The organism is Streptomyces sp. NPDC033966 (assembly GCF_055575955.1).
Window position 1 is genome coordinate 50,132 of record NZ_JBVIRQ010000012.1, and the last position, 21,763, is coordinate 71,894.

Below are 21,763 nucleotides of genomic sequence, written 5' to 3' on the forward strand. Positions count from 1 at the left end.
GTACTTTCCTCACCATAGGAGGAGGGGGAGAGGCACCGGCAGTTACGAATGTCATGAACTGGCGGACACGTATGTCAGCAGCTCCGGGCGACGCGGCTAGGCCTTGCGGCGGTTGCGGGCCGCGGCCGCCTCGCTGCCGCAGGCGTACGCGAGCGCGTCGATCAGCTCCTCGGTGTCCGGCAGCCACCGGTTCGCCGGCGTGGGCTTGCGGGCCCACTGCACGGGGCCCTTGCCGCCGAAGCGGGTCGGCGGCGCGGCCACGTACTGGCCCTCGCCCCGCGTGACCAGGTCGATGGCGTGCGGCAGCCAGCCCAGCTTGCGCACCAGGTCCGGCACCTTCGCCCCGGCGCCCGGCAGGACGAAGAACAGCATCCGGTGGTCGGGGGTCAGCGCGACCGGCCCCAGGGTCCGCTCGTTGCGCTCCAGCCGGGCCAGTGCCAGGAACCCGGCGGAGTCCGGTACGTCGAGCGCGTCGAAGGTGCGGCCCGTCGGCATCAGGATGGAGGCGCCGGGGTTCTTGCCCCAGATCCGCCGCACGCCCACCGCGCTGCCCGAGGCCAGCGACTGCCAGTCCTTGACCGACGGGTGGGCGCCGGGGGCCGGGCAGTCGGCCACCCCGCACGAGCACACCTCACGGCCGTCGCCGGGCTCCAGCCACGTGCCGGCGAAGACGTCCCAGTGGCGTTCTTCCACGTACCGCACGGCATGGTCCAGCAGCTGATCCCCGCGCTGCTGGGGGATGGGCGCGGTCTCCGTGACTGTGATGGTCTCTTCCACGCCCATCACAACTCCCCGGGTCACGGCGGGTTACGGGCGTAAACCAGCCGGTGGGCGCTGCATCGATCCTGCATACGGGGCGCACGGGTGCACTTGCGGGGGCGCGTGGGAGGCCGGGGCGCGGTCGATGGGTAACGACACGTCGCAGAGCGGAAGATTCTCGGCACTTCAGGCGGGAAGTGATCATTCGAACGATCACCCGCGGCCTCAGGGGGTTTTCATGGCAGCCAGGCCTCTCGTAGCGCGCCAGCCGAACGAACGGCTGCAGGCGCTCATCCAGGAAGCCGGGTGCTCCAACGCCGGGCTCGCACGGCGCGTCAACATGTGCGGGGCCGAGCACGGCCTCGACCTCCGCTACGACAAGACCTCGGTCGCCCGCTGGCTCCGCGGCCAGCAGCCGCGCGGCCGGGCTCCCGGCATCATCGCCGAGGCCCTCGGCCGCAAGCTGGGCCGGACCGTCACCATCGACGAGATCGGCATGGCCAACGGGAAGAACCTCGCCTCCGGGGTGGGCCTGCAGTTCTCGCCGACCGTCATCGGCGCCATCGAGCAGGTCAGCGAGCTGTGGCGCAGCGACGTGGGGCGCCGTGACTTCCTCTCCGGGTCGAGCGTGGCGGCCTCCGCCCTGGTCGAGCCGAGCCGCGACTGGCTGATCACCGGCGCCGACCCGCAGGTGGCGCGCAGCGGCGGGGCACGGGTGGGGATGCCGGACGTGGAGGCGGTACGGGCGACCACCGAGGCCCTGACCGACCTCGACCACCGCTTCGGCAGCGGGCACGTGCGGCCCGTGGTGGTGCACTACCTCAACTCCGTGGTGTCGGGGCTGATCTCGGGCTCGTACCGGGAGCCGGTCGGGCGGGCCCTGTTCGCGGCGGTGGCCCGGCTGACCGAGCTGGCCGGCTACATGGCGGTGGACACCGGGCAGCCGGGTCTGGCCCAGCGCTACTACATCCAGGCCCTGCGGATGGCCCAGGCGGCGGGCGACCGCGCGTACGGGGGCTACGTACTGGCCGCGTCGATGAGCCACCTCGCGGCCGAGCTGGGCAACCCGCGGGAGATCGCGCAGCTGGCGCGGGCCGCGCAGGAGGGCACGCGGGGGCAGGTCACCCCGCGGGCGGAGGCGATGTTCTACGCCGCCGAGGCGCGCGGGCACGCGCTGCTGGGCGACGCCCGGGCCACGGCGGTGCTGTCGGGGCGGGCGGTGACGGCGCTGGAGCGGGCCGAGCCGGAGTCCGGCGACGACCCGGTGTGGATCCGCCACTTCGACCAGGCCTACCTGGCGGACGAGCTGGCGCACTGCCACCGGGACCTCGGGCAGGCCGACGCTGCGGGCCGCCGCGCCGAGGAGGCCCTGCGCCACCTGCCCGCGGCGAAGGCGCGCCGCCGGGCGATCGGGCTGCTGCTGCTGGCGGCCTCGCAGGTGCAGCAGCGGGAGGTGGAGCAGGCCTGCCAGACGGCGACGAAGGCCGCCGAACTGCTGGGCTCGCTGCGCTCGCGCCGGGGTGCGGAGTACCTGGACGGCTTCCGGGCGCGGCTGGAGCCGTACCGGGAGGAACCGGCCGTCCGGGAGTTCGGGGCGAGGCTGGAGGTTCAGGCGGCCTGACGTGATCACGGCGTTACCGGGTAGCGTGATCCGACGGTTCCGTGGGTTCGGACCGGTCGGAGAAGGCAGAAGGAGTCCCGGTGACGGAGAACGGACAAGGGGGCGTCCCCCAGCCCGGGACGCCGCATCAGGCACAGCCGGTGCCTGCTCCCGGCTACCCGCAGCAGCCGGGGCCGCAGCCCGGCGAGGCGTGGGGCACGCCCCCGGCGTACGGGTACCCGCCCGGGCAGGACCCGCAGGCGGCGCCGGCCCCGCAGCAGTACTCGGGGCCGTACGAGTCCGCGTACGAGCCGCCGCCGCAGCCCGGGCAGCCCGCGTACGGCTACCCGCCGCCGGCCGGCCACGTCGTCGGCCCGGGCTTCGAGGGGCCGGGGGACCCGCACGGCTACGGCTACCCGCCGCTGCCGGACGCGGCGACGCAGTACATCCCGCCGGTGCCGTCGGCGGAGCACGAGCAGGCGACGCAGTACATCCCGCCGGTGCCGTCGGCGCCCCACGAGCAGGCGACGCAGTACATCCCGCCCGTCCCGGCGGCCCCGCACGAGCAGGCGACGCAGTACATCGCCCCGGTCCCGGCGGGTCCGGGGGCGCCCCACGAGCAGGCGACCCAGTACATCCCGCCCGTCCCGGCCGCCGGTCTGCACGAGCAGGCCACGCAGCACATGGCCCAGGTCCCCGCCGCCGCGGCCGACGCGGCGACGCAGTACATCCCGCCGGTCCCGGCGGATCCGCACGAGCAGGCGACGCAGTACATCCCGCCCGTCCCCGGCGGCGCGGCCCCCGCGGCGAACGCCGCCGAGGGCTTCGACGCGCTGTTCCGGGCCGACGGCGACGCCGATGCCGCCGGGCACACCCAGCAGCTGCCGCCGGTCCCCGACCCGGGACCCCGCCGGACCCCGCCGCCCGCACCGCCGCAGCGGTACGGGTCGCGCCGGGCGCAGCAGCCGCAGCCTCCCCAGCAGCCCCAGCCCCAGCACCAGCAGCAGTACGCGCCGCCGCCCCCGCCGCCCGAACCCGCGCCCGCGCGCCGGATCCCGCCGGTCGTCATCGCGGCGTCGGTGTTCGGGCTGGTCGTGGCCGGGCTCGGGGTGGGCGCCCTGCTCAGCGACGGCAAGGCCCAGAACACCGACCCGGGCGCGGTGGCCCCCGCCGCGAGCGGCTCCGCGAACTCGGGCGCGGCCCCGGGTGAGGAGGCGGTGGACCCGGCCCGCCCGCAGGCCGTCCAGCTCGACAAGCTGCTCGCGGACGCCAGCGACAGCCGGACCTCGGTGATCAAGGCCGTGGACGACATCAAGGACTGCAAGAACCTGGGGCAGGCGGCCCAGGACCTGCGCGAGGCCGCCCAGCAGCGCGAGGGGCTGGTCACCCGGCTCCAGGAGCTCAAGATCGACCTGCTCCCGAACAACGCCCGGCTCTCGGCGAGCCTGACCAAGGCGTGGAAGGCCTCGGCGGACGCCGACAACAGCTACGCGGACTGGGCGGAGGACGCCGGCCACGACAAGGGCGGCTGCAAGGACGGCAAGGCCAAGGTGACGGACGACGCGCAGGACGGCAACAAGTCCAGCGCCGAGGCCACCAGGTCAAAGGAGTCGGCGGCGACCATGTGGAACACGATCGCCGCCAAGTACGGCCTCACGAAGCGGGACAAGTCCCAGCTGTGACGGGCGGCCGCCCCGCCCGGGTCAGGCCGAGCGGGGGGCCTGTTCCAGGGTCGGGGTCATGTCCAGGTTCTGCTCGCCGAGCTGGGCGACCAGGCGGCCCGACAGGACGGTCTGGAAGCTGACCCGGCCGTTGACCAGGCGCGGGAACCCGGCGACGGCGCGCATGTCCTGGTAGCGCCAGCTCAGCTCGGGGGTGAGGTTGCCGGTCTGGACGCCCGGGGACTGGTTGAGGGCCCGGGTCAGTTTGCGGGCGGTGATCTCCTCGTCGCTCTTGAACCGCTGGACGATCTGGTTGAGGACGCTGTACGCGATCCAGGTGGTCTGGGCCCCGCTGTCGTCGGGGTCCACGGTGTCGTCGCCGAAGGCCTGCTCGGCGATCACCTTGCGCATCGGCGCCCACAGGGGGTCGGTGGACACGGGGTACCAGCTGGTGACGTAGGCGCCCTCGAAGGGGCTGTCCTTGCCGCCGGTGCGGTCCACCAGGGCCTGGCTGATGCTGCCGAGGACGGAGGAGATCTGCGTCTTGTGCTGGGTGTCGACGCGGCGGAAGGCGTCGAAGAAGATCTCGGTGCGCTCGCCGAGGACGGCCGTCACGCAGCTCTTGTCCTTGGCGGTGTCGGCGGCCGGGGCCTTCGCGGGCTTGGAGTCCTTGGGGTCCTTGGCCGGGGAGGGGGAGGGCGTGGAAGGCGTGGCCGGGGTCGTCGCGGGGGTCGTGGTCGTGGCGGGTGTGGCGGCCGGGGCCGCCGGGGCCGTCGAGGTGCCGGTCAGCGCCTCGCGGGCCTGCGGCTTGAAGTCGGCGGAGTCCTCGGCCGCCCGGATGTCGTCGGCCTCGGGCATGCCGTTGGCCTTGAGCCCCGCGTTCAGCAGGACCGGCATGGTGTCACCCGCGAGGGTGTCCGGGCGGACCAGGGAGACCTGGGAGCAGGCCTTGCCGAGCTGGTGGCCGGCCCCGGCGAGCAGCGCGGGCTGCCCGCCGTTGACCGGGTAGGACAGGGTGCTCTGGAACTCCTCGGGGGACACCCCGTAGCCGCCGATGAAGGGGATGCCCTCGGCCTCCAGCGGGGCCATGAAGGCGCGCCCGTGCTGGCTGTAGGAGCCGACGACGGCGACGGCCTTCTCGGTGATGGCCTTGCGGGCGCAGTCGGCGGCGCCCGTGGGGGTGTTCTTCTCGTTGCAGGTGAGCACGCGCAGTTTGCGGCCCTTTATGCCGCCGTTGGCGTTCACCCAGCGTTCGTAGGCCTTGGCCATGCCCGGCATTCCGGCCATATTGGTCGCTTTGGTTCCGATGGGTGCGAAGGTCATGACCGTGAGGGAGTCCCCGGAGCCCCCCGGCCCACCGGGGACCACCCCGCACGCCGTGGTGAGACACGCGCCCGTCACCGTGGCAATAAGCAGGCGGGACAGGGGAGTTGCGCGTCGGTGATTGGTCATGTCCACCGACCCTTCCGCCCCGTGGGTAACTCGGCGATGAGATGGACACAACAAACGGTGACGTCGAGGTGAATTGCAGGGGAGCGGTCACGTACAGGTGCTTCAAGATCGCACCGGTCGGGAACGTACGATCGAAAGCGTGACATTCGCCCAAGGTTCGAAGAACTCTTCCCGCCGCGGCGGCCGCTCCTCCACCATGGGCGGCATGCCCCTCAACGACATGCCGTGGTGGCGCTGGCGCAGCAATGTGCGCTCGGCGCTGCACATGCTCTCCGACCCGGTGTTCCAGGACGAGGTCTGGGCGGCGGGCGTCGAAGGGTACGGCGACGTCACCGACGCCGTGTACCGGCTCGTCGAGGACACCTGGCTCGACAGCTGGTCCGCCGACAAGTACGTCGGCACGATCTTCCGGGACGCGCAGGAGGCGGCCCTGGTCGACCACGCCGTGCTGCGGGTGCTGCGGATCCTGCACCAGATCGGCCCCGACGCCCCCGTTTCCGCGTACATCGGCCACCAGGACTGGCCCGAGGCGGTCCGGGCGGCGCGCGAGGCGCACGTACGGATGTCGACGGCGGACGGGGAGGACCCGGACGACCGGCCGAGCTCCGTCGACGTGCTGAAAATGCTGACCCGAGTGGTGTGAAAGGCTGTGCCGTCATGAGCGCACACCCACAGGCCCAGGCCCAGGCCCAGTACGTCCTGACCGTCTCCTGCCCCGACAAGCAGGGCATCGTCCACGCCGTGTCGAGCTACCTCTTCATGACCGGCTGCAACATCGTGGACAGTCAGCAGTTCGGAGACCGGGAGACCGGGCTCTTCTTCATGCGGGTGCACTTCGAGGCCGAGCCCGCTGTGACGGTGGAGAAGCTGCGCGCCAGCTTCGCCGCGATCGGTGACTCCTTCCGGATGGACTGGCAGATCCACCGCTCGGACGAGCGGATGCGGATTGTGCTGATGGTGTCGAAGTTCGGGCACTGCCTGAACGACCTGCTGTTCCGCTCCCGGATCGGCGCGCTGCCGGTGGAGATCGCGGCGGTGGTCTCGAACCACACCGACTTCGCCGAGCTGGTCGGCTCGTACGACGTCCCCTTCGTGCACATCCCGGTCACCAAGGACACCAAGGCGGACGCGGAGGCACGGCTCCTGGAGCTGGTGCGCGAGCAGAACGTCGAGCTGGTGGTGCTCGCGCGCTACATGCAGGTGCTGTCGGACACCCTGTGCAAGGAGCTGAGCGGGCGGATCATCAACATCCACCACTCCTTCCTGCCGAGCTTCAAGGGCGCGAAGCCGTACCACCAGGCCCACGCGCGCGGCGTGAAGCTGATCGGCGCCACCGCCCACTACGTGACGGCCGACCTCGACGAGGGCCCGATCATCGAGCAGGAGGTCGAGCGGGTCGGCCACGAGGTCACCCCGGACCAGCTGGTCGCCATCGGCCGCGACGTGGAGTGCCAGGCGCTGGCGCGCGCCGTGAAGTGGCACAGCGAGCACCGCGTACTGCTGAACGGCTCCCGGACCGTCGTCTTCGCGTAGCCGGGGACGGGGCACGCCCCCGGGCGGCGTGCCCCCGGTGCCCTACTGGGCGGCGACCCAGCCGCCCAGCCCGTTCTTCTGGGTCTGCCCGGCCAGGCGCATCGCGTCGGTGAAGCCCAGCAGTTCCGGCGGCAGGTAGCCGGAGCGGACGCCGAGCTCCCACTGGTGCGTCTGGACCGCGAGGGCGGCCAGGGCCAGCGGGCCCAGCGGCAGCAGGGTCCGGGGCGCGGGGTCGGCCTCGGCCGCCGCGCTCTCGCGGTGGGCGGTGAGCCGCTCCGCGAGGGCCGCCTCGAAGGCCGGCTGGTCGTCGTCGAGGAGTACGCGCAGCAGCCGCTGGTCCGCGGTCAGCGGCCCGGCGGCGTCCAGCCCGGCGGCCGCGGCGGCGCGCGCGGCGGCGTCCGGCTTGCACAGGGGCACGGTCGGCCACCCGCTGGGCAGGTGGCTGGTGCTCTCGGTGAGGTAGCCGCACAGGGCGTCCATCGCGGCGAGGTCCCTGGGCTCCGAGTGCGAGGTGTGGGGCGAGTACGGCACCCCGTCGCGGACGGCGGGCGCGTAGTCGTTGCGCAGCAGCAGGCCGATGACCTTCCGCCAGTCCCACACCAGGCCGCTGGCCACCGTGGTCTCGAAGGCGTCGAGCCAGGTCCGGGCGGTGGGGGCGGCGGTGACGGCGCTCCCGAAGTCGAGGTCCTCGCTGCTGAGCTCCTCGCCGATCAGCGGGAGCGGTACCTCCTGGTCGCCGTCCGGGAAACAGCCGATGCCGAGGCCGCCCATGGCGCACTCCGCGGCGGTGTGCAGCGCGGTACGGGCCTCCTCGCCGAGCCGCCCGCCTTCCGTGGTGCGGGCGGCGACGTGGTCGAGGATCTCCTCGGACAGGCTCCGCAGCCGCTCGGGGGACGGGTCGGCTTCCAGGCGGCCGTGGCGCATCCAGGTCCGCAGCACGATGTCGTGGAGGGCCTGGGCCGTCCGCTCTTCGCCCACCGAGTGCCGTGCCACTTCCCGTACGTCCTGCATGCCGAGCCGCCTCCCATGATCGTTCCGGCTGGTGGCGGCACGCTATCAGCGCGCTCGGACAGTGCCCGGGGGGACGGCCCCGGGCTGTTGCCGAGCGGGCTTCGGGCCTCAGGCGTCGGGGTCGACGCCGCAGTAGCCGGCGAAGGCCTTGAGGATCTCGTCCTCCGAGATGCGGCCGTCGCCGTCCGCGTCCAGGGCCGCCGCCACCTGGGCGGCCAGGGCGGGCTCGGTGCCGAGGACGCGCAGCACGCGGGCCGCCGCCGCGGGGCTCGCGCCCGCGCCGTCCCCGGCCGCCACGGCGATCACCGCCGCCAGGAACGGCCGGGCGATCTCCGCGAACCGCTCCGGGTTGTCCCGCAGCCGCTTCGCCGCCCCCGTGACGAACTCCTCGCGCGAGACGCGCTGGTTGCCGTTCACGTCGGCGATCCCGGCCATTCCCTGCCAGAACGCCTCGGCCCCGTAGAAGACGGCCTGGCCCTTCTCCGAGCGCGCGGCCGTACCGAATTCGGCCAGCACGGCCCTCGCCGCCGTGCTGAAGTCCTCCCGGTCGATATAGCCGGACCCGTCCTGGTCGAAGGTGGCGAATCGGGCGGCGATCTTGCGCTCGTACTCTGCGCTGTCCATGTTCGGCTTCCGCCTTCACGTGTGCGTTGGGGCTGTGGTCGGGGTTGAGATCAAGACAGGCAGGAGCGTAAGGCCTACGGGGCCTGCGGGTTAAGCGAAGCGGTCAAGGAGGTGGCCGCATCGAACCCGCGCACGGGGAGCGCGCCGGGGCGCGTACAGGTGTACCAACGCGACCGCGTAGCACGGGGGTCCCGCTTCCGGGGGGAGGTTCTCGCAAAACCGGCGCGTTCCATCCGTTGCCCACTACATTTGACGGGTCGACACACGGCTGGAGGCACGATGGCGAAGGACGTTCCACCGCGCTGGGACCGTCGCATGCAGCAGCGCCTCGCCCGCGGTGAGGCCGCGGCGCTGGGGGAGCTCTACGACCGCTTCGCCTCGCTGGTCCACAGCCTGGCCCACCGGGTCCTCGGGGACGAGAAGGCCGCGGACCGCATCACCCGCGAGGTCTTCGGCTACATCTGGGAGAACCCGGACGCCTACGACCCCAAGCAGGGCTCCATGCGCTCCTGGGTCGCCCGGATCACCCAGGGCCAGGCCGTCGCCCGGCTGCGCCAGGCCGAACTGGGCCGCGGCTCGCGCGAGGAACTGGAACAGAAGGTGCGCAGCGCCAACGCGGCCGCCCGCGCGGACTACATCGTCACCTCCATGCCCGCGCCGCTGCGGGCCGCCCTGGAGCTGGCGTACTTCAAGCGCCGCGACTACCGCCAGGCCGCCGCCGACCTCCAGATCAGCGAGGACGAGGCACGGCGCCGGCTGCGGCTCGGCCTCCAGCTGCTGTCGACCGCCAACGTCCTCCCCCGGGAGGACACCGCCCCGCCCGGATACGGCCCACGCGGATACGGAACGCCCCGATGACCGGACCCTCCGAAGACACCCCCGACGACGCGTACGAGCAGCGGGCGGCCGGTCGCGCACGGATACCGGGTCCCCGCACGGCCGGTGACGACCTGGAAGCCCCGGAGACCCTCCCGCCCGCACCGCCTTCGCACGCCGTACTGAAGTCCCTGCTCGGCGCGTGGGCGCTCGCCGCCTGTTCCGCGGAGGAGACCCAGGCCGTCGAGGACCACCTCACCGAGTGCGCGCCCTGCGCCGAGGAGGCGCTGCGGCTGCGTGACGCGGTGGGCCTGCTGCACCCGGAGGAGAGCCTCGACCTCAAGCCGCTGCTGCGCTCGCGGGTGCTGGAGGACTGCCTGGGCAAGCGGCCCGCCCGCATCCCCGTGCCGGTGTGGGCGAACCCGTACGACACCGAGACGGCCCGGCTCGACGCGCTGCTGCGGGACTTCGGCGACTCGGAGTGGCACACCCCGGTGCGGCTGAAGTGGTTCGAGGAGGAACGCCGGCGCTCGCACCGCACCACGGTCGCGGGGGTGATCGGGCACCTGCTCACGGTGGACGGGCTGATCGCGACCGCGCTGGGACTGGACGACCCGCTGGGCCCCAAGGCGCCGCCGGGCGGCCCGGCCGACCGCACCGAGCACTTCTGGAACTCCTCCCACTCCCCCGTCACCCGCCAGGTCCGCGAGCCCTGGCGGGCCCAGGGGCACACGCTGGTCCGTACGGTGTCCTTCGCGGGCCGGGGCGTGGCCGAACTGGCCGTGGACTACGGGGGGTTCGCGCTGCCGCTGGGGGACGCCTTCCTGGAGCGGGCCTTCGAGTGCTGGGTGCACGCCTGGGACATCGCGGAGGCGGTGGACTACCCGTACGAGCCGCCCTCGGGGCCGCACCTGCACCGGATGATCGACCTCGCGGCCCGGCTGCTGCCCGGCGCCCTGGCCGGCCGGCGCCGCTCGGGACTGGCGGCGCCGGCGCGCGGCCTGGTCGCGGCGGGCGCTCCGGGGCGGACCCTGCACCTGGAGATCGAGGGTGCGGGCGGGGGCGGCTGGGACATCGCCCTGGACTCCCCGGCGGCGAAGCCCTCGCGGGAGCACACCGTGGCCGAAGTCGCGCTGGACGGCCTGGAGTTCTGCCAGCTGGCCGCCGGGCACATCTCCCCGGAGGAGGCCGCGGTCGGCCAGACCGGCGACCGGGAGGCGATCCGCGACGTGCTCTTCGCGGCGGCGTCGCTGAGCCGGCTGTAGCGGAGGCGGGGAAGCACGCGTACGCGGCTCCGGTGGTCCGGAGCCGCGTACGGGGTGGTGGGGATCAGTTGCGGGTGGCGAGCATCTGGGCGCTGCCGTCGGCGAGGCCGGCGATGGCGACCTTCTGGGCGCCCATTCCGGTGGCCCACCAGCCCTGCCAGTTGCCGGCTGCGTAGCGGGCGGCGTGGTAGGTCTTGCCGTCGTTGCCGACGGCGAGCATCTGGGTGTCGCCGCTGGGCATTCCGGTGATGGCGAGGCTGGAGGCGGCGAAGCCGGGGGCGCCGCCGTATCCGTCGACCTTGGCCCAGCCCTGCCAAGTGCCGGTTGCGGTGCGGATGTTGTGGTAGACGAGGCCGTCGTTGCCGGTGGCGAGCATCTGGGTGTCGCCGTTGGGCAGGCCCGCGATGGCGATGCTGCCGGCCTGGAAGGTGGTGGCGGTGCCGGTGCCGGCGACGGCGTTCCAGCCGGTCCAGGTGCCGTCGACGGCACGGACGGCGTGGTAGAGGTTCCCGTCGTTGCCGACGATCAGGGTCTGCGTCGAGCCGTCGGGGAGACCGGCGACCGCGATCTTCTTGGCCTGCCAGGAGCCGACGCCCGTCCAGCCGGCCCAGGAGCCGCTCTTGAAGCGGGTGTTCTGGTAGATCTTCCCGTCGTTGCCGATCGCCATCAGCTGGGCGTCGCCGTTGCCCATGCCCGCCATGGCCTGGTCCTTCGCGGCGAAGTTCGCCGCACCGCCGACGCCGGGCAGGGCCGCCCAGCCGGTCCACTGGCCGTTGCCGTAACGGGCGGTGTGGTACAGGTTCCCGTCGTTGCCGGTGGCCAGGGTCTGGGTGGAGCCGTCCGGGGTCGCGGCGATGGACTCCTGGGAGGCGTTGAAGAACGCCGCGCCGCCGAAGCCGTTCAGCGCCTGGAAGCTCTGCCAGCTGCCGTCGACCAGACGGGTGGCGTGGTAGAGGTCGCCGGCCTTGCTCACCGGGGCGGGCGGGGCGGTGTCGCCCGGGTACGGGTCCGCGTGGTCGTAGGCCAGCCCGGCGGCCGCACCGCAGCTGCCCCAGGCGCCGGCACCCTGGCCGGCGAGGATCTTCTCGGCTATCAGGATCTGCTGCATCTTGCTGGCCTGGTGGGGGTAGGCGGCGTAGGCCCTGCCGCCGAAGGCGTCCCAGGTGCTCTTCAGGATCTGGAGACCGCCGTAGTAGCCGTTTCCGGTGTTGATGCTCCAGTTGTTGGTGCTCTCGCACTGCGCCACCTTGTCCCAGGTGGTGACCGAGGCTGCCTGGGCGGAGCCGGCTCCGGCCGTGGAGAGGGCGACGGCTGCGAGCGCGGTGGCGGTGATGACGGCGAGGCGGGGGCGGCGGGCGGCGGTACGGGACATCGCTGGGGTCTCTCTCTGGCTTGGCGGGAAGGGCGGCGCGGGGCGGGGCCGGCCCACCGGGCGTGGTGGGCCGGCCCGGGTGCTCAGCTGCGGGTGGCGAGCATCTGGGCGCTGCCGTCGGCGAGGCCGGCGATGGCGACCTTCTGGGCGCCCATTCCGGTGGCCCACCAGCCCTGCCAGTTGCCGGCTGCGTAGCGGGCGGCGTGGTAGGTCTTGCCGTCGTTGCCGACGGCGAGCATCTGGGTGTCGCCGCTGGGCATTCCGGTGATGGCGAGGCTGGAGGCGGCGAAGCCGGGGGCGCCGCCGTATCCGTCGACCTTGGCCCAGCCCTGCCAAGTGCCGGTTGCGGTGCGGATGTTGTGGTAGACGAGGCCGTCGTTGCCGGTGGCGAGCATCTGGGTGTCGCCGTTGGGGAGGCCCGCGATGGCGATGTTGCCGGCCTGGAAGGTGGTGGCGGTGCCGGTGCCGGGGAGGGCGTTCCAGCCGGTCCAGGTGCCGTCGACGGAGCGGACGGCGTGGTAGACGTTGCCGTCATTGCCGATGATCAGCGTCTGGGTGGAGCCGTCGGGAAGGCCGGCGACCGCGATCTTCTTCGCCTGCCACGAACCGACCGGGGACCAGCCCGCCCACGTACCGCTCTTGAAGCGGGTGTTCTGGTAGATCTTCCCGTCGTTGCCGATCGCCATGACGTTGGCGTCGCCGTTGCCCATGCCCGTCATGGACTGGTCCCTGGCCGCGAAGTCGGCGGCGCCGTCGTAGCCGGAGAGCGGGGACCAGCCCGTCCAGGTGCGGTCCGCGTAACGGGCGGTGTGGTAGAGCTTGCCGTCGTTGCCGGTGGCGAGGGTCTGCGTGGAGCCGTCCGGGGTGGCGGCGATGGACTCCTGGGAGGCGTTGAAGAAGGCCGCGCCGCCGAAGCCGTTCAGGGGTGCGAAGCCCTCCCAGCTGCCGTCGACGAGGCGGGTGGCGTGGAAGAGGTCACCGGCCTTGCTGACCGGGGCCGAGGGGGTCTCGGCGAGGCCCGCCGGGCCGATGAAGGCCAGCGCCCGGCCGGCGCCCACCGGGCTGGAGTTGGTCTTCCAGTTGAACCAGGAGCGGAAGCGGACGCCGCCGCTCTCGTTGCCGCCGACCGTCTGGATGTCGTCCCCGTCGACCGCGACGACGATGTTGACGTGGTCGGCCTCGCCGTCGTTGAGGTTGCCGTCCCTGTCGTAGAGGACCGCGTCACCGACCTGCGGGGTGCTGTGCAGCGTCCCCTTGTTCTTGCCGTACTGGTAGATGCTGACGGCCGCCGCGCTGATGCCGGAGGTGTTCGCGCCGGCCTTGTTCCACACCCACTTGGTGAACTCCGCGCACCAGGCACCGGGGTACTGGCAGTTGTAGTCGCCGCAGGTGTTGCCGACCTGGGCACGGGCGATCGTGGCGACCGCCTGGGACTCGGCCTGCGCCGAGGCCGCGGGCAGGGCGAGGGCCAGCATCGGGGCGGCGACGAAGGAGGTGAGGGCGATGGTGAGCATGCGGGAGGAGCGGCGCGCGGTCATGGTGGTGTCTCCAAGAGGACATGGCGGCCCGAGGCGTCAGGGCCGGGAAGTTTCGGGTGTGGTGGCCCGCGGGCGTGTGCCGCGGGCAGGCCTGGTCGAGGCCGGAAGACGTGGGGCGCACCGTGGTGCCCGTGGGACGGCTGCCCTGCAGGAACAGCGGTCGGTTGCACCGGGCGACGGTGGCGCAAGAGGTGGTGCGGTGCGTCAGTTGGGGATCAGGGGGGCCATCGAGTAGTGGCGGGCCGCGCCCGTCCCGAGGACGGTGGCGAGCAGTGCGCGGGCCTTCCCACGGGCCTGGGCGTCGTTCTCGGCCCGGACGAAGAGGGCCACGCTCATCCCCTCCGGGAGGGGACGTACCCGTACGTGTTCGAGGGCGTGCTGAGGGCCGGCGTGGGCCCAGAGGGCGTCCTGGAGGAGGCTCGCCCCGCTCTCCGTACCCGGTGCCCCGGTGTGGCTGATCAGGGGCAGTCGGACGAGGAGCATGCCGCTCAGTCCCACCCGATGGGGCGGTCCGCGGCGTTGCGGATCGCGAGGGTGCGGAGTTCGGTGAGCTGAGTGGTTCTCGACATGGCGGTGCCCCCTGGCCGACTACTGGTTCCGGTGGATCCGGAAGGCGTTGACCGGGCTTCCGGGGGCGGTTCGCCCCGGTGGCCCCGGCTTCGGGTTTCGTTCCCGCCGCCGTTCCGGTGAGCACCATCCTGCTGGGCCGCCAGGGGCCGGGGAAGGTTTCCGGACCGGCACCAAGCGGCCTGACACCTTGGTGTCAGCCTCCGCTCGGGGCCGGCTCGGGTTCAGCTGTAGCGCTCGCGCAGCCGGTACTTCAGCACCTTGCGCAGGGCGTCGTTGCGGGGCAGCGCGTCGACCAGTTCCAGCTGCTCGGGGAGCTTGTGCGGGGAGAGTCCCTGTGCGCGCAGGTACGCGGTGACCTGGGGCAGGGTGAGGGGGGCGGCGCCGGGGGGCTGCTCGACGACGGCGCAGACGCGCTCGCCGCGCTCCTCGTCCGGCAGGCCTATGACGGCGGCGTCGGCGACGCCGGGGAGCTGGTGGAGGAGGTCCTCGACCTCCTTCGCCGAGATGTTCTCGCCCTTGCGGATGATCACGTCCTTGCTGCGTCCGGTGAGGACCAGGTGGCCGGATCCGGTGAGGTGGCCGAGGTCGCCGGTGATCAGGTAGCCGTCGGCGTCGAAGGTCTCGTCGCCCGTGTCCGGCCGGTTCAGGTAGCCCTGGCAGACGGCCTCGCCGCGCAGCCGGACCTCGCCGTCGGTGCCGGCGGGCAGGGGGGTGCCGTCGGGGGTGGTGATGCGGATGGACATGCCGCGCGGGGGGCGTCCCTCGGTGGTGGCGAGGTTCTCCGGGGTGTCGTCGGGGGACCCCATGGTGATCATCGGGACCTCGGTCATGCCGTAGCCGTGGGTGAGCTGGCAGCCCAGCTCGCGCACCACCGCGTGGTAGATCTCCGGGGGCTTGGGGGCGCCGCCGCCCGCCAGCAGCCGCAGGCTCGGGAGGAGCTTCACCGAGGGGTCCTTGCGCTGCTCGGCGAGGAACATGGAGTAGAAGGCGGTGGAGCCGCCGGCGACGGTGACGCCGTGGCGGCGGTAGGCCGCGAGCGCGTCCGGCATCGCGAACTTCTCGAAGAGCACCGCCGGGAACCCGTACAGCAGCAGCATCACCGTGTAGTCCGGCCCAGCTATGTGCGCGTACGGGAAGGCCATCGAGCCGACGTCGGCCGGGGTCAGGCGCAGGGCGTGGGCGAGGCAGGAGCCGCCGGCGATGAGGGAGCGGTCGGTGTGCAGGACGCCCTTGGGGTCGGAGGTGGTGCCGGAGGTCCAGTAGATCCAGCGCACGGAGGTGCCGTCGGCGGGCGGCGGGGGCAGTACGGCCGGGTCGCCGTCGGGGAGGTTCGCGTACGCCTCGAAGACCCCGCGGGCGCCGAGCCGGTGGGCCATCGCGGTGTGGTCGAAGCCGCGCCAGAAGCCGGGTACGGCGAAGAACTCCGCCTTGGACTCGCGCAGCGCGAAGCCGACCTCGCGGTCGCGGTAGAAGGGGATCACGGGGGACTGGACGGCGCCGAGCCGGGCGAGGGCGGCCGAGAGCAGGACGGTCTCGATGCGGGTCGGGAGCTGCCAGGCGACGACGGTGCCGGGGCGTACGCCCATGGCGTACAGGCCCGCCGCGACGCGTTCGGCGCGGTCGCGCAGGGCGCCGAAGGTGAGCGTGCGGTCGGCGGCACCCTGCTCGGCGGCACCCTGCTCGGCGGCGCCCTGCTCGGTGGCGGGCTGCTCGGCGGCCTCGATGAGGACCGTGGTGCCGGGGGTGAGGGCCGCGCGGCGGGCGATGAGCTCCCACAGGGTCGCGGACCGGCCGAGCTCCGTGGCGAGGGCCGTCACGTCGTCCGTCGCCGCCGTTTCCGTGGTCGTCATCGCGGACCTCCCCTGGGCGTGCCGGCCGGGTGCCAGCTGACGGTGAGTCAGATCAAGGGCAGAGCGTAGGGCTCCGGCGCTTGTCGGTCCAGGGGTGGCGGGGCTAGCTTGTTTCTGACGATGCATCAGATTGGGGAGAAGGAGCGCGAGCGCATGGCACTGGAACTGCCTCGGATCATCAGCGTCGACGACCACGTGATCGAGCCCGCCCACCTCTTCGACGTGTGGCTGCCCGCGAAGTACCGCGACCGCGGCCCGAAGGCCCTCACCGCCGGGATCGGGGAGCTGGAGTACACCGGCGGCAAGTACGTGATCTCCATGGACCCCGACGGCCCGCCGACCGACTGGTGGATCTACGAGGACCTGAAGTTCCCGTACAAGCGCAACATCGCCGCCGTGGGCTTCGACCGCGACGACATGACCCTGGAGGGCATCACCCGCGAGGAGATGCGCCGCGGCTGCTGGGACCCCAAGGCGCGGCTCCTCGACATGGACCTCAACCACGTCGAGGCCTCCCTGTGCTTCCCGACCTTCCCGCGCTTCTGCGGGCAGACCTTCGCCGAGGCGCACGACAAGGAAGTGGCCCTGGCCTGCGTGCGCGCGTACAACGACTGGATGGTCGAGGAGTGGTGCGGCGACAGCGGCGGCCGGCTGATCCCGCTGTGCATCATCCCGCTCTGGGACATCGGCCTCGCCGTCGCCGAGATCCGCCGCAACGCCGCCCGCGGGGTCAGGGCCGTCACCTTCTCCGAGATCCCGACCCACCTCGGGCTGCCGTCCATCCACTCCGGGTACTGGGACCCCTTCTTCGCCGTCTGCCAGGAGACCGGCACGGTCGTCAACATGCACATCGGGTCCTCCTCCCAGATGCCCGCCGCCTCCCCCGACGCGCCGCCCGCCGTCCAGGCCTCGCTGAGCTTCAACAACGCCATGGCCTCGATGATGGACTTCCTCTTCAGCGGGGTCTTGGTGAAGTTCCCGACGCTCAAACTCGCCTACAGCGAGGGCCAGATGGGCTGGATCCCGTACGCCCTGGAACGCGCCGACGACGTCTGGCAGGAGCACCGCGCCTGGGGCGGGGTCCGCGGCCTCATCCCCGAGCCGCCGTCCACGTACTACTACCGGCAGATCTTCTGCTGCTTCTTCCGCGACAAGCACGGCATCGCCTCGCTGGACGTCGTCGGCCGCGACAACGCCACCTTCGAGACCGACTACCCGCACGTCGACTCGACCTTCCCGCACACCAAGGAGGTCGCCCTCGACCACGTCAAGGGCCTCGACGAGGAGACCGTCCACAAGCTGATGCGCGGCAACGCCATCCGCATGCTCGGCCTGGACCTGGTCTGACATGGACCTCTCCCACACCGAGGAGGAGCAGGACTTCCGCGCCCGGCTGCGCGAATGGCTCGCCAAGGTGCTGCCCGAGCTGCCCGCCAGGCCCTCGCCCGACGACTGGCCCGGCCGGCGCGCGTACGACCTGGGCTGGCAGCGCAGGCTGTACGACGCCGGGTACGCGGGCCTGCACTGGCCCGTCGACGCCGGCGGGCGCGGCGCCACCCCGACCCAGCACCTGATCTTCCTGGAGGAGACCGAGCGCGCGGGTGCCCCGTACGTCGGCGCGAACTTCGTCGGCCTGCTGCACGCCGGCCCGACCATCGCCGCCGAGGGCACCGCCGAGCAGCGGGCGCGCTGGCTGCCGCCCGTGCTGCGCGGGGAGGAGGTGTGGTGCCAGGGCTTCAGCGAGCCCGGCGCCGGCTCCGACCTGGCCTCCCTGCGCACGCGGGCGGTGCGCGACGGGGACGCGTACGTGGTCACCGGCTCCAAGATCTGGACCTCCCACGCCGAGGTCGCCGACTGGTGCGAGCTGCTGGTCCGCACCGACCCGGCGGCGCCCAAGCACCGGGGGATCACCTGGCTGGCGATGCCGATGGACGCGCCCGGCGTCACGGTCCGGCCGCTGCGCACCCTGGCCGGGTCGGCGGAGTTCGCGGAGGTGTTCCTGGACGAGGTCCGGGTGCCGGTCGCCGACCGGGTCGGCGCCGAGAACGACGGCTGGCGGGTCACGATGGTGACCCTGTCCTTCGAGCGCGGCACCGCCTTCGTCGGCGAGGTCGTCGCCTGCCGGCGGACGCTGGGCGCGCTGGCCCGGGCCGCGAAGGCGAACGGCCGCTGGGACGACCCGGCGCTGCGCCGCCGGCTGGGCCGGCTCTACGGGGAGTTCGGGGCCCTGTGGAGGCTGACGCAGTGGAACGTCAGCGAGTCGCAGGGCTCGGGCGGCGTCCCGGGCACGGGCGGCAGCGTCTTCAAGCTGGCGTACTCGCACGCGCGGCAGGAGCTGTACGAGGCGGCCGCGGCGGTCCTGGGCGCGGAGTCCCTGTCCCTGGAGGAGGAGTGGACGGCGGAGCGGCTCTCCTCGCTGTCGTACACCATCGCGGCGGGCACCTCCCAGATCCAGCACAACATCGTGGCCGAGCGGATCCTCGGCCTCCCGAAGGGGCGGTGAGCGGTCGTGGACTTCCGGCTGACGCAGGACCAGCGGGACGTGCGGGCGGGCATCCGGGACCTCCTCGCCGGGCGGTACGGGCGCGAGGCGCTGCGGGAGTCGGTGTCCCGCGGCCGGGCCGTGGACCGGGGGCTCTGGCGGGAGCTGGGCGGGGCGGGCTTCTTCTCCCTCCGGCTCCCGGAGTCCGAGGGCGGGGTGGGCCTCGGCCTGCCGGAGGCGGTGCTCGTCTTCGAGGAGGCCGGGCGGGTGCTGCTGCCCGGGCCGCTGGTGGCCACCCACCTGGCCGCCGGAGTGGTCCCGGGGGCGGCGTCGGGCTCGGCGGTGGTGACGGCCTTCGACCTGGACGGGCCGCTGGTGGCCCACCTGGGGGAGGCGGACGCCGTGCTCGGGATGCCGGAGGTCCCGGCCGGGGTGCCGGTGCGCTCGGCGGACCCGCTGACCCCGCTGTGGCGGGCCTCCGGGGAGCCGGCCCCTCCCGGATACCGGGACGAGGGGGCGCTGCTGACGGCGGCGCTCCAGGTCGGGAGCGCGCGGCGGACGGTGGAGCTGGCGGTGCGGTACGCGGGGGAGCGCGAGCAGTTCGGACAGCCCATCGGGGCCTTCCAGGCCGTCAAGCACCTGTGCTCGCGGATGCTGGTGCGGGCCGAGGTGGCCCGTACCGCGGTCTACGCGGCGGCGGTCACCGGTGACCCCGCCGAGATCGCCGCCGCCAAGCTGCTCGCGGACGGGGCGGCGGTGCGGGGGGCCCGGGACTGCCTCCAGGTGCACGGCGGGATGGGCTTCACGTGGGAGGCGGACGTCCACCTGCACCTGAAGCGGGCCTGGGTGCGGGCGGAGCAGTGGCGCACGGCGGAGCGGGCGGAGGAACTGCTCGCGGAGGCGCTGCTGGCGGAGTCGTCGGCGCCGTAGCGGGGTGTTACGGGAGGGTGGGGGAGGGGTACGGGAGGGGCACGGCGGGGGCACGGTGGGGACGGCGCGGGACGCATGTCCGATTACAGAGAGTTGATATCGGTTTGTGTCCTTCGCCCAGCTCGATGCGGCCCGGACGCGGGGGCGTGCCGCGATACGCTCCCACGATGCGAGCGGTTGAGCGGCGTGAGCGTCGCACAGTATGCACCACGCCTACTCCTTCGCGCTGGAATATGCCCGAAGCGCTTGTTTTGGTGACTGTATGTCAACCATGCTGCTCGGCACGGGGATCACAGTCGGTGATCCCATCCTGTCGCGAGGCGAAGTGTCCGCCGGTTCGGATGGTGTGAGCGGTGCAGGTGCTTCAGGTACAGCTTGAGGTAGGACCCGACCCCGCCGAGGTCGGCCGGGCGCGCCGGTGGGCGCGGTCCCGGCTGGCGGGCTCGGGGATGGGGGACGACGAACCGCTCGCAGAGACGCTGATCCTGCTGATCTCCGAGCTGGTCACGAACGCGGTCGTGCACACGGGCTGTCCGGCCGTGCTGCGGATGCTGTTCGGCGGCCCGGGGGTACGGGTCGAGGTGGCCGACACCAGCGACCGCGCCCCGGCCAGGCGGCAGGCCTGCGGAGAGGACACCGGCGGGCGCGGCCTGGAGCTGGTGGACGGGCTCGCGGACCGCTGGGGCTGGCAGCGCGAGGGCGCGGGCAAACGCATCTGGTGCGAGATCGACCGCGCGGCGGGCGGCGTGCCGGAGGCTCCAGAGCAGGCTCCGAAAAATTGTGGGCTTATGAGGGAACCGCGCGTGTACCTCTAACGAGGTGTTGACGGTTCGTCACCTGTTGATCACTCTGGTGGTGAGCGATTCGTCGCGAGGGGACGCCAAGGGTCCTGTGCCTTGACGAGTGCGGGTCGTGGGGTGGCGGCTGCCGTGCCGCGCTCGGGGCGTGCACGAAAGCACGCCGCCACCCGCAGGTTTCACCGTTGCGTAGGCTCCGCCCCATGGCCGACCTCTACGCCCTCGAACTCGCGCTGGACCTCGACGCCTCCACCCCGGAGCCGGTACTCGCGGTGATCCGGGACCACATGGAGACGTACGCCGAGGACGCCGGCCGCTACGACGAGGACCTGGACGCGTACGTACCCCCGCCCTTCAAGGTGCTGGCGGAACGCGGCCCGGCGTACCGGGTGGGCGGCACCTGCACGGCGGACCTCACCCGTACCCCCGCCGGCTGGACCCTCACGGCCCGCCAGGAGATCCACACCGAGAACCTCCCGGACGCGGAGCAGTTCCTGGAGACCCTGACCCCGCACCTCACCACCCCCGACACCCCGCTCGGCACCCTCCGCTTCTACGAGAACACCGACCCGGAGCCGATCACCCCGGACGCGTCGGGGGTCGTGCGTCTGCCTCCCGGGGGCTGGACTACGTACTGATGGTGTCGAATTCACCGACCCAGCTGCGCGCGATGAGGTGCTTTGGCAAGTATTCGGACTCGACGGTCAGGGGGAATCCCGCATCGCGGGCCAGGCAGGCCATGGCGAGGGGGCCGAGGGCGACGAAGCTGCTGCAGTGGCCGGTGTTCGTACCTCCGTCCACATGCGTCCAGTACTCCTTGTGCCACCGGAGCGCATCGGCGAGGGCTTCGTTGAAGCGCACGTGGTCTCCGGTGATGTAGCGCAGGAAGAGGTTCATCGGGGGGTAGACGATCCGCAGCACGAGATCCCGATCGCCTTCCTCAAGCCCTTCCGGGTCGGTACCGTCGAACGCGGCGCTCAGTAGACTGCCCAGATCGCCGCCACGAAGCCACCATGTCTGCAGCGTCGAGATCCACGAGTAGACGTACTCGTCGCAGTCGGCACCTGAGGCCCGGAGGAGATCCAGGGGCACTTGGGCCAGAGCCGTCATCCGCTCCGGCTCGCCGCAGGCGATCGCCAGCCAGAAGGCGTTGATCCAGTTCTCCGGATTGCTGTGGTACTGGGGCCCGGTCGCCTGGATGGTCCGAACCTCGTCCGCGATACGGCACTTCACCGTGCCGGTCGCCGCGGTCGAGGTAGCGAAGAGGGCAGAACCGACCTGCGTGGCCGTCACCCACGCTTCCCAGGTAAGCAGGTTGGCCGCACGAGGGTCCTCACCGCAGTGCGTGAACGCCGCCAGCATCGCCGTGCCGAAGGCCAGCCTGAAGCCTGCGGGCGATGACTCCAACCACTCAACGTCCTCCGCAGTGCTCTCGTCAAGCTCCTCAGCACGACCTTCCAGCCCGTGGGGCAGCTCATGCCGGGGGACGAGCACAGTCATATT

The 21,763-nt window shown here is 72.5% G+C and carries 20 protein-coding genes; 11 read left to right on the forward strand and 9 right to left on the reverse strand.

Annotated features, from left to right (window positions below):
- Nucleotides 1–96: 96 nt before the first annotated feature.
- Nucleotides 97–783, reverse strand: a complete 687-nt coding sequence (locus ACZ518_RS29405; RefSeq protein WP_469116047.1) for a bifunctional DNA primase/polymerase — start codon at nt 781–783, stop codon at nt 97–99.
- Nucleotides 784–997: 214 nt separating this feature from the next.
- On the opposite strand from ACZ518_RS29405, the gene ACZ518_RS29410 reads away from it, so the two are divergent.
- Both ACZ518_RS29410 and ACZ518_RS29415 read left to right on the forward strand, forming a co-directional pair.
- A complete protein-coding gene (locus ACZ518_RS29410; protein WP_469116048.1) occupies nt 998–2,380 on the forward strand; it encodes a transcriptional regulator in 1,383 nt (460 codons plus the stop codon).
- Between the two features lie 80 nt (nt 2,381–2,460).
- Nucleotides 2,461–4,041: a hypothetical protein gene (locus ACZ518_RS29415; RefSeq protein WP_469116049.1), complete on the forward strand. Its 1,581-nt coding sequence runs from the start codon at nt 2,461–2,463 to the stop codon at nt 4,039–4,041.
- A 21-nt stretch (nt 4,042–4,062) separates the two neighbouring features.
- Here the strand turns inward: ACZ518_RS29415 and ACZ518_RS29420 are convergent, their stop codons facing one another.
- Entirely contained in the window at nt 4,063–5,472 is a 1,410-nt protein-coding gene (locus ACZ518_RS29420; RefSeq protein ID WP_469116050.1) for an ABC transporter substrate-binding protein, read from the reverse strand.
- Nucleotides 5,473–5,668: 196 nt separating this feature from the next.
- Here ACZ518_RS29420 and ACZ518_RS29425 point away from each other — a divergent pair, with 196 nt between their 5' ends.
- Together ACZ518_RS29425 and purU are read left to right on the forward strand one after the other, a co-directional pair.
- Nucleotides 5,669–6,115: an SCO4402 family protein gene (locus tag ACZ518_RS29425; protein WP_469116220.1), complete on the forward strand. Its 447-nt coding sequence runs from the start codon at nt 5,669–5,671 to the stop codon at nt 6,113–6,115.
- A 14-nt stretch (nt 6,116–6,129) separates the two neighbouring features.
- Nucleotides 6,130–7,005, forward strand: a complete 876-nt coding sequence (purU, locus tag ACZ518_RS29430; RefSeq protein ID WP_469116051.1) for a formyltetrahydrofolate deformylase — start codon at nt 6,130–6,132, stop codon at nt 7,003–7,005.
- Between the two features lie 42 nt (nt 7,006–7,047).
- Here the strand turns inward: purU and ACZ518_RS29435 are convergent, their stop codons facing one another.
- Nucleotides 7,048–8,016: an Imm49 family immunity protein gene (locus ACZ518_RS29435; protein ID WP_469116052.1), complete on the reverse strand. Its 969-nt coding sequence runs from the start codon at nt 8,014–8,016 to the stop codon at nt 7,048–7,050.
- A gap of 108 nt (nt 8,017–8,124) precedes the next feature.
- Nucleotides 8,125–8,640: an EF-hand domain-containing protein gene (locus tag ACZ518_RS29440; RefSeq protein ID WP_469116053.1), complete on the reverse strand. Its 516-nt coding sequence runs from the start codon at nt 8,638–8,640 to the stop codon at nt 8,125–8,127.
- Between the two features lie 279 nt (nt 8,641–8,919).
- Here ACZ518_RS29440 and ACZ518_RS29445 point away from each other — a divergent pair, with 279 nt between their 5' ends.
- Nucleotides 8,920–9,498 (forward strand): sigma-70 family RNA polymerase sigma factor, encoded by a 579-nt coding sequence (locus tag ACZ518_RS29445; protein ID WP_007265652.1) that lies wholly within the window; start codon nt 8,920–8,922, stop codon nt 9,496–9,498.
- The gene (locus ACZ518_RS29450) at nt 9,495–10,721 is read left to right on the forward strand and encodes a zf-HC2 domain-containing protein (RefSeq protein WP_469116054.1); all 1,227 of its coding nucleotides are present in this window, start codon (nt 9,495–9,497) and stop codon (nt 10,719–10,721) included. Before ACZ518_RS29445 ends, ACZ518_RS29450 begins: the two co-directional genes overlap by 4 nt.
- 64 nt (nt 10,722–10,785) lie before the next feature.
- Here ACZ518_RS29450 and ACZ518_RS29455 read toward each other — a convergent pair whose 3' ends face one another.
- The 4 genes from ACZ518_RS29455 to ACZ518_RS29470 all read right to left on the reverse strand — a co-directional run bounded on the left by ACZ518_RS29455 (nt 10,786) and on the right by ACZ518_RS29470 (nt 16,051).
- The gene (locus ACZ518_RS29455; RefSeq protein WP_469116055.1) at nt 10,786–12,093 is read right to left on the reverse strand and encodes a transglycosylase family protein; all 1,308 of its coding nucleotides are present in this window, start codon (nt 12,091–12,093) and stop codon (nt 10,786–10,788) included.
- Nucleotides 12,094–12,176: 83 nt separating this feature from the next.
- Nucleotides 12,177–13,631 (reverse strand): CHAP domain-containing protein, encoded by a 1,455-nt coding sequence (locus ACZ518_RS29460; RefSeq protein WP_469116056.1) that lies wholly within the window; start codon nt 13,629–13,631, stop codon nt 12,177–12,179.
- Nucleotides 13,632–13,835: 204 nt separating this feature from the next.
- Complete coding sequence (locus ACZ518_RS29465; protein ID WP_469116057.1) at nt 13,836–14,114, reverse strand: hypothetical protein; 279 nt, start codon at nt 14,112–14,114, stop codon at nt 13,836–13,838.
- A gap of 308 nt (nt 14,115–14,422) precedes the next feature.
- Nucleotides 14,423–16,051: a class I adenylate-forming enzyme family protein gene (locus tag ACZ518_RS29470; protein WP_469116058.1), complete on the reverse strand. Its 1,629-nt coding sequence runs from the start codon at nt 16,049–16,051 to the stop codon at nt 14,423–14,425.
- A gap of 153 nt (nt 16,052–16,204) precedes the next feature.
- Between ACZ518_RS29470 and ACZ518_RS29475 the strand changes: the two genes are divergently transcribed.
- From ACZ518_RS29475 to ACZ518_RS29495, 5 genes are all read left to right on the forward strand, one after another.
- A complete protein-coding gene (locus ACZ518_RS29475) occupies nt 16,205–17,398 on the forward strand; it encodes an amidohydrolase family protein (protein ID WP_469116059.1) in 1,194 nt (397 codons plus the stop codon).
- A 1-nt stretch (nt 17,399) separates the two neighbouring features.
- Entirely contained in the window at nt 17,400–18,554 is a 1,155-nt protein-coding gene (locus ACZ518_RS29480) for an acyl-CoA dehydrogenase family protein (protein ID WP_469116060.1), read from the forward strand.
- 6 nt (nt 18,555–18,560) lie between these two features.
- Nucleotides 18,561–19,463, forward strand: coding sequence for an acyl-CoA dehydrogenase family protein (locus ACZ518_RS29485; RefSeq protein WP_469116061.1), 903 nt, complete (start codon nt 18,561–18,563; stop codon nt 19,461–19,463).
- Between the two features lie 353 nt (nt 19,464–19,816).
- Nucleotides 19,817–20,278, forward strand: a complete 462-nt coding sequence (locus tag ACZ518_RS29490; protein ID WP_469116062.1) for an ATP-binding protein — start codon at nt 19,817–19,819, stop codon at nt 20,276–20,278.
- Between the two features lie 185 nt (nt 20,279–20,463).
- Nucleotides 20,464–20,898, forward strand: coding sequence for a hypothetical protein (locus ACZ518_RS29495; protein WP_469116063.1), 435 nt, complete (start codon nt 20,464–20,466; stop codon nt 20,896–20,898).
- Here the strand turns inward: ACZ518_RS29495 and ACZ518_RS29500 are convergent.
- The gene (locus tag ACZ518_RS29500; RefSeq protein ID WP_469116064.1) at nt 20,888–21,760 is read right to left on the reverse strand and encodes an immunity 49 family protein; all 873 of its coding nucleotides are present in this window, start codon (nt 21,758–21,760) and stop codon (nt 20,888–20,890) included. The genes ACZ518_RS29495 and ACZ518_RS29500 overlap by 11 nt on opposite strands.
- Nucleotides 21,761–21,763: the final 3 nt, after the last annotated feature.

Bases quoted from the DNA above. Each gene is read 5' to 3' on its own strand.
- ACZ518_RS29440 (WP_469116053.1), bottom strand. From the start codon at position 8,640: ATGGACAGCGCAGAGTACGAGCGCAAGATCGCCGCCCGATTCGCCACC.
- ACZ518_RS29445 (WP_007265652.1), top strand. From the start codon at position 8,920: ATGGCGAAGGACGTTCCACCGCGCTGGGACCGTCGCATGCAGCAGCGC.
- ACZ518_RS29465 (WP_469116057.1), bottom strand. From the start codon at position 14,114: ATGCTCCTCGTCCGACTGCCCCTGATCAGCCACACCGGGGCACCGGGT.
- ACZ518_RS29450 (WP_469116054.1), top strand. From the start codon at position 9,495: ATGACCGGACCCTCCGAAGACACCCCCGACGACGCGTACGAGCAGCGG.
- ACZ518_RS29480 (WP_469116060.1), top strand. From the start codon at position 17,400: ATGGACCTCTCCCACACCGAGGAGGAGCAGGACTTCCGCGCCCGGCTG.
- ACZ518_RS29475 (WP_469116059.1), top strand. From the start codon at position 16,205: ATGGCACTGGAACTGCCTCGGATCATCAGCGTCGACGACCACGTGATC.
- ACZ518_RS29460 (WP_469116056.1), bottom strand. From the start codon at position 13,631: ATGACCGCGCGCCGCTCCTCCCGCATGCTCACCATCGCCCTCACCTCC.
- ACZ518_RS29500 (WP_469116064.1), bottom strand. From the start codon at position 21,760: ATGACTGTGCTCGTCCCCCGGCATGAGCTGCCCCACGGGCTGGAAGGT.
- ACZ518_RS29495 (WP_469116063.1), top strand. From the start codon at position 20,464: ATGGCCGACCTCTACGCCCTCGAACTCGCGCTGGACCTCGACGCCTCC.
- ACZ518_RS29470 (WP_469116058.1), bottom strand. From the start codon at position 16,051: ATGACGACCACGGAAACGGCGGCGACGGACGACGTGACGGCCCTCGCC.
- ACZ518_RS29455 (WP_469116055.1), bottom strand. From the start codon at position 12,093: ATGTCCCGTACCGCCGCCCGCCGCCCCCGCCTCGCCGTCATCACCGCC.
- ACZ518_RS29420 (WP_469116050.1), bottom strand. From the start codon at position 5,472: ATGACCAATCACCGACGCGCAACTCCCCTGTCCCGCCTGCTTATTGCC.
- ACZ518_RS29410 (WP_469116048.1), top strand. From the start codon at position 998: ATGGCAGCCAGGCCTCTCGTAGCGCGCCAGCCGAACGAACGGCTGCAG.
- ACZ518_RS29435 (WP_469116052.1), bottom strand. From the start codon at position 8,016: ATGCAGGACGTACGGGAAGTGGCACGGCACTCGGTGGGCGAAGAGCGG.
- purU (WP_469116051.1), top strand. From the start codon at position 6,130: ATGAGCGCACACCCACAGGCCCAGGCCCAGGCCCAGTACGTCCTGACC.
- ACZ518_RS29425 (WP_469116220.1), top strand. From the start codon at position 5,669: ATGGGCGGCATGCCCCTCAACGACATGCCGTGGTGGCGCTGGCGCAGC.
- ACZ518_RS29405 (WP_469116047.1), bottom strand. From the start codon at position 783: ATGGGCGTGGAAGAGACCATCACAGTCACGGAGACCGCGCCCATCCCC.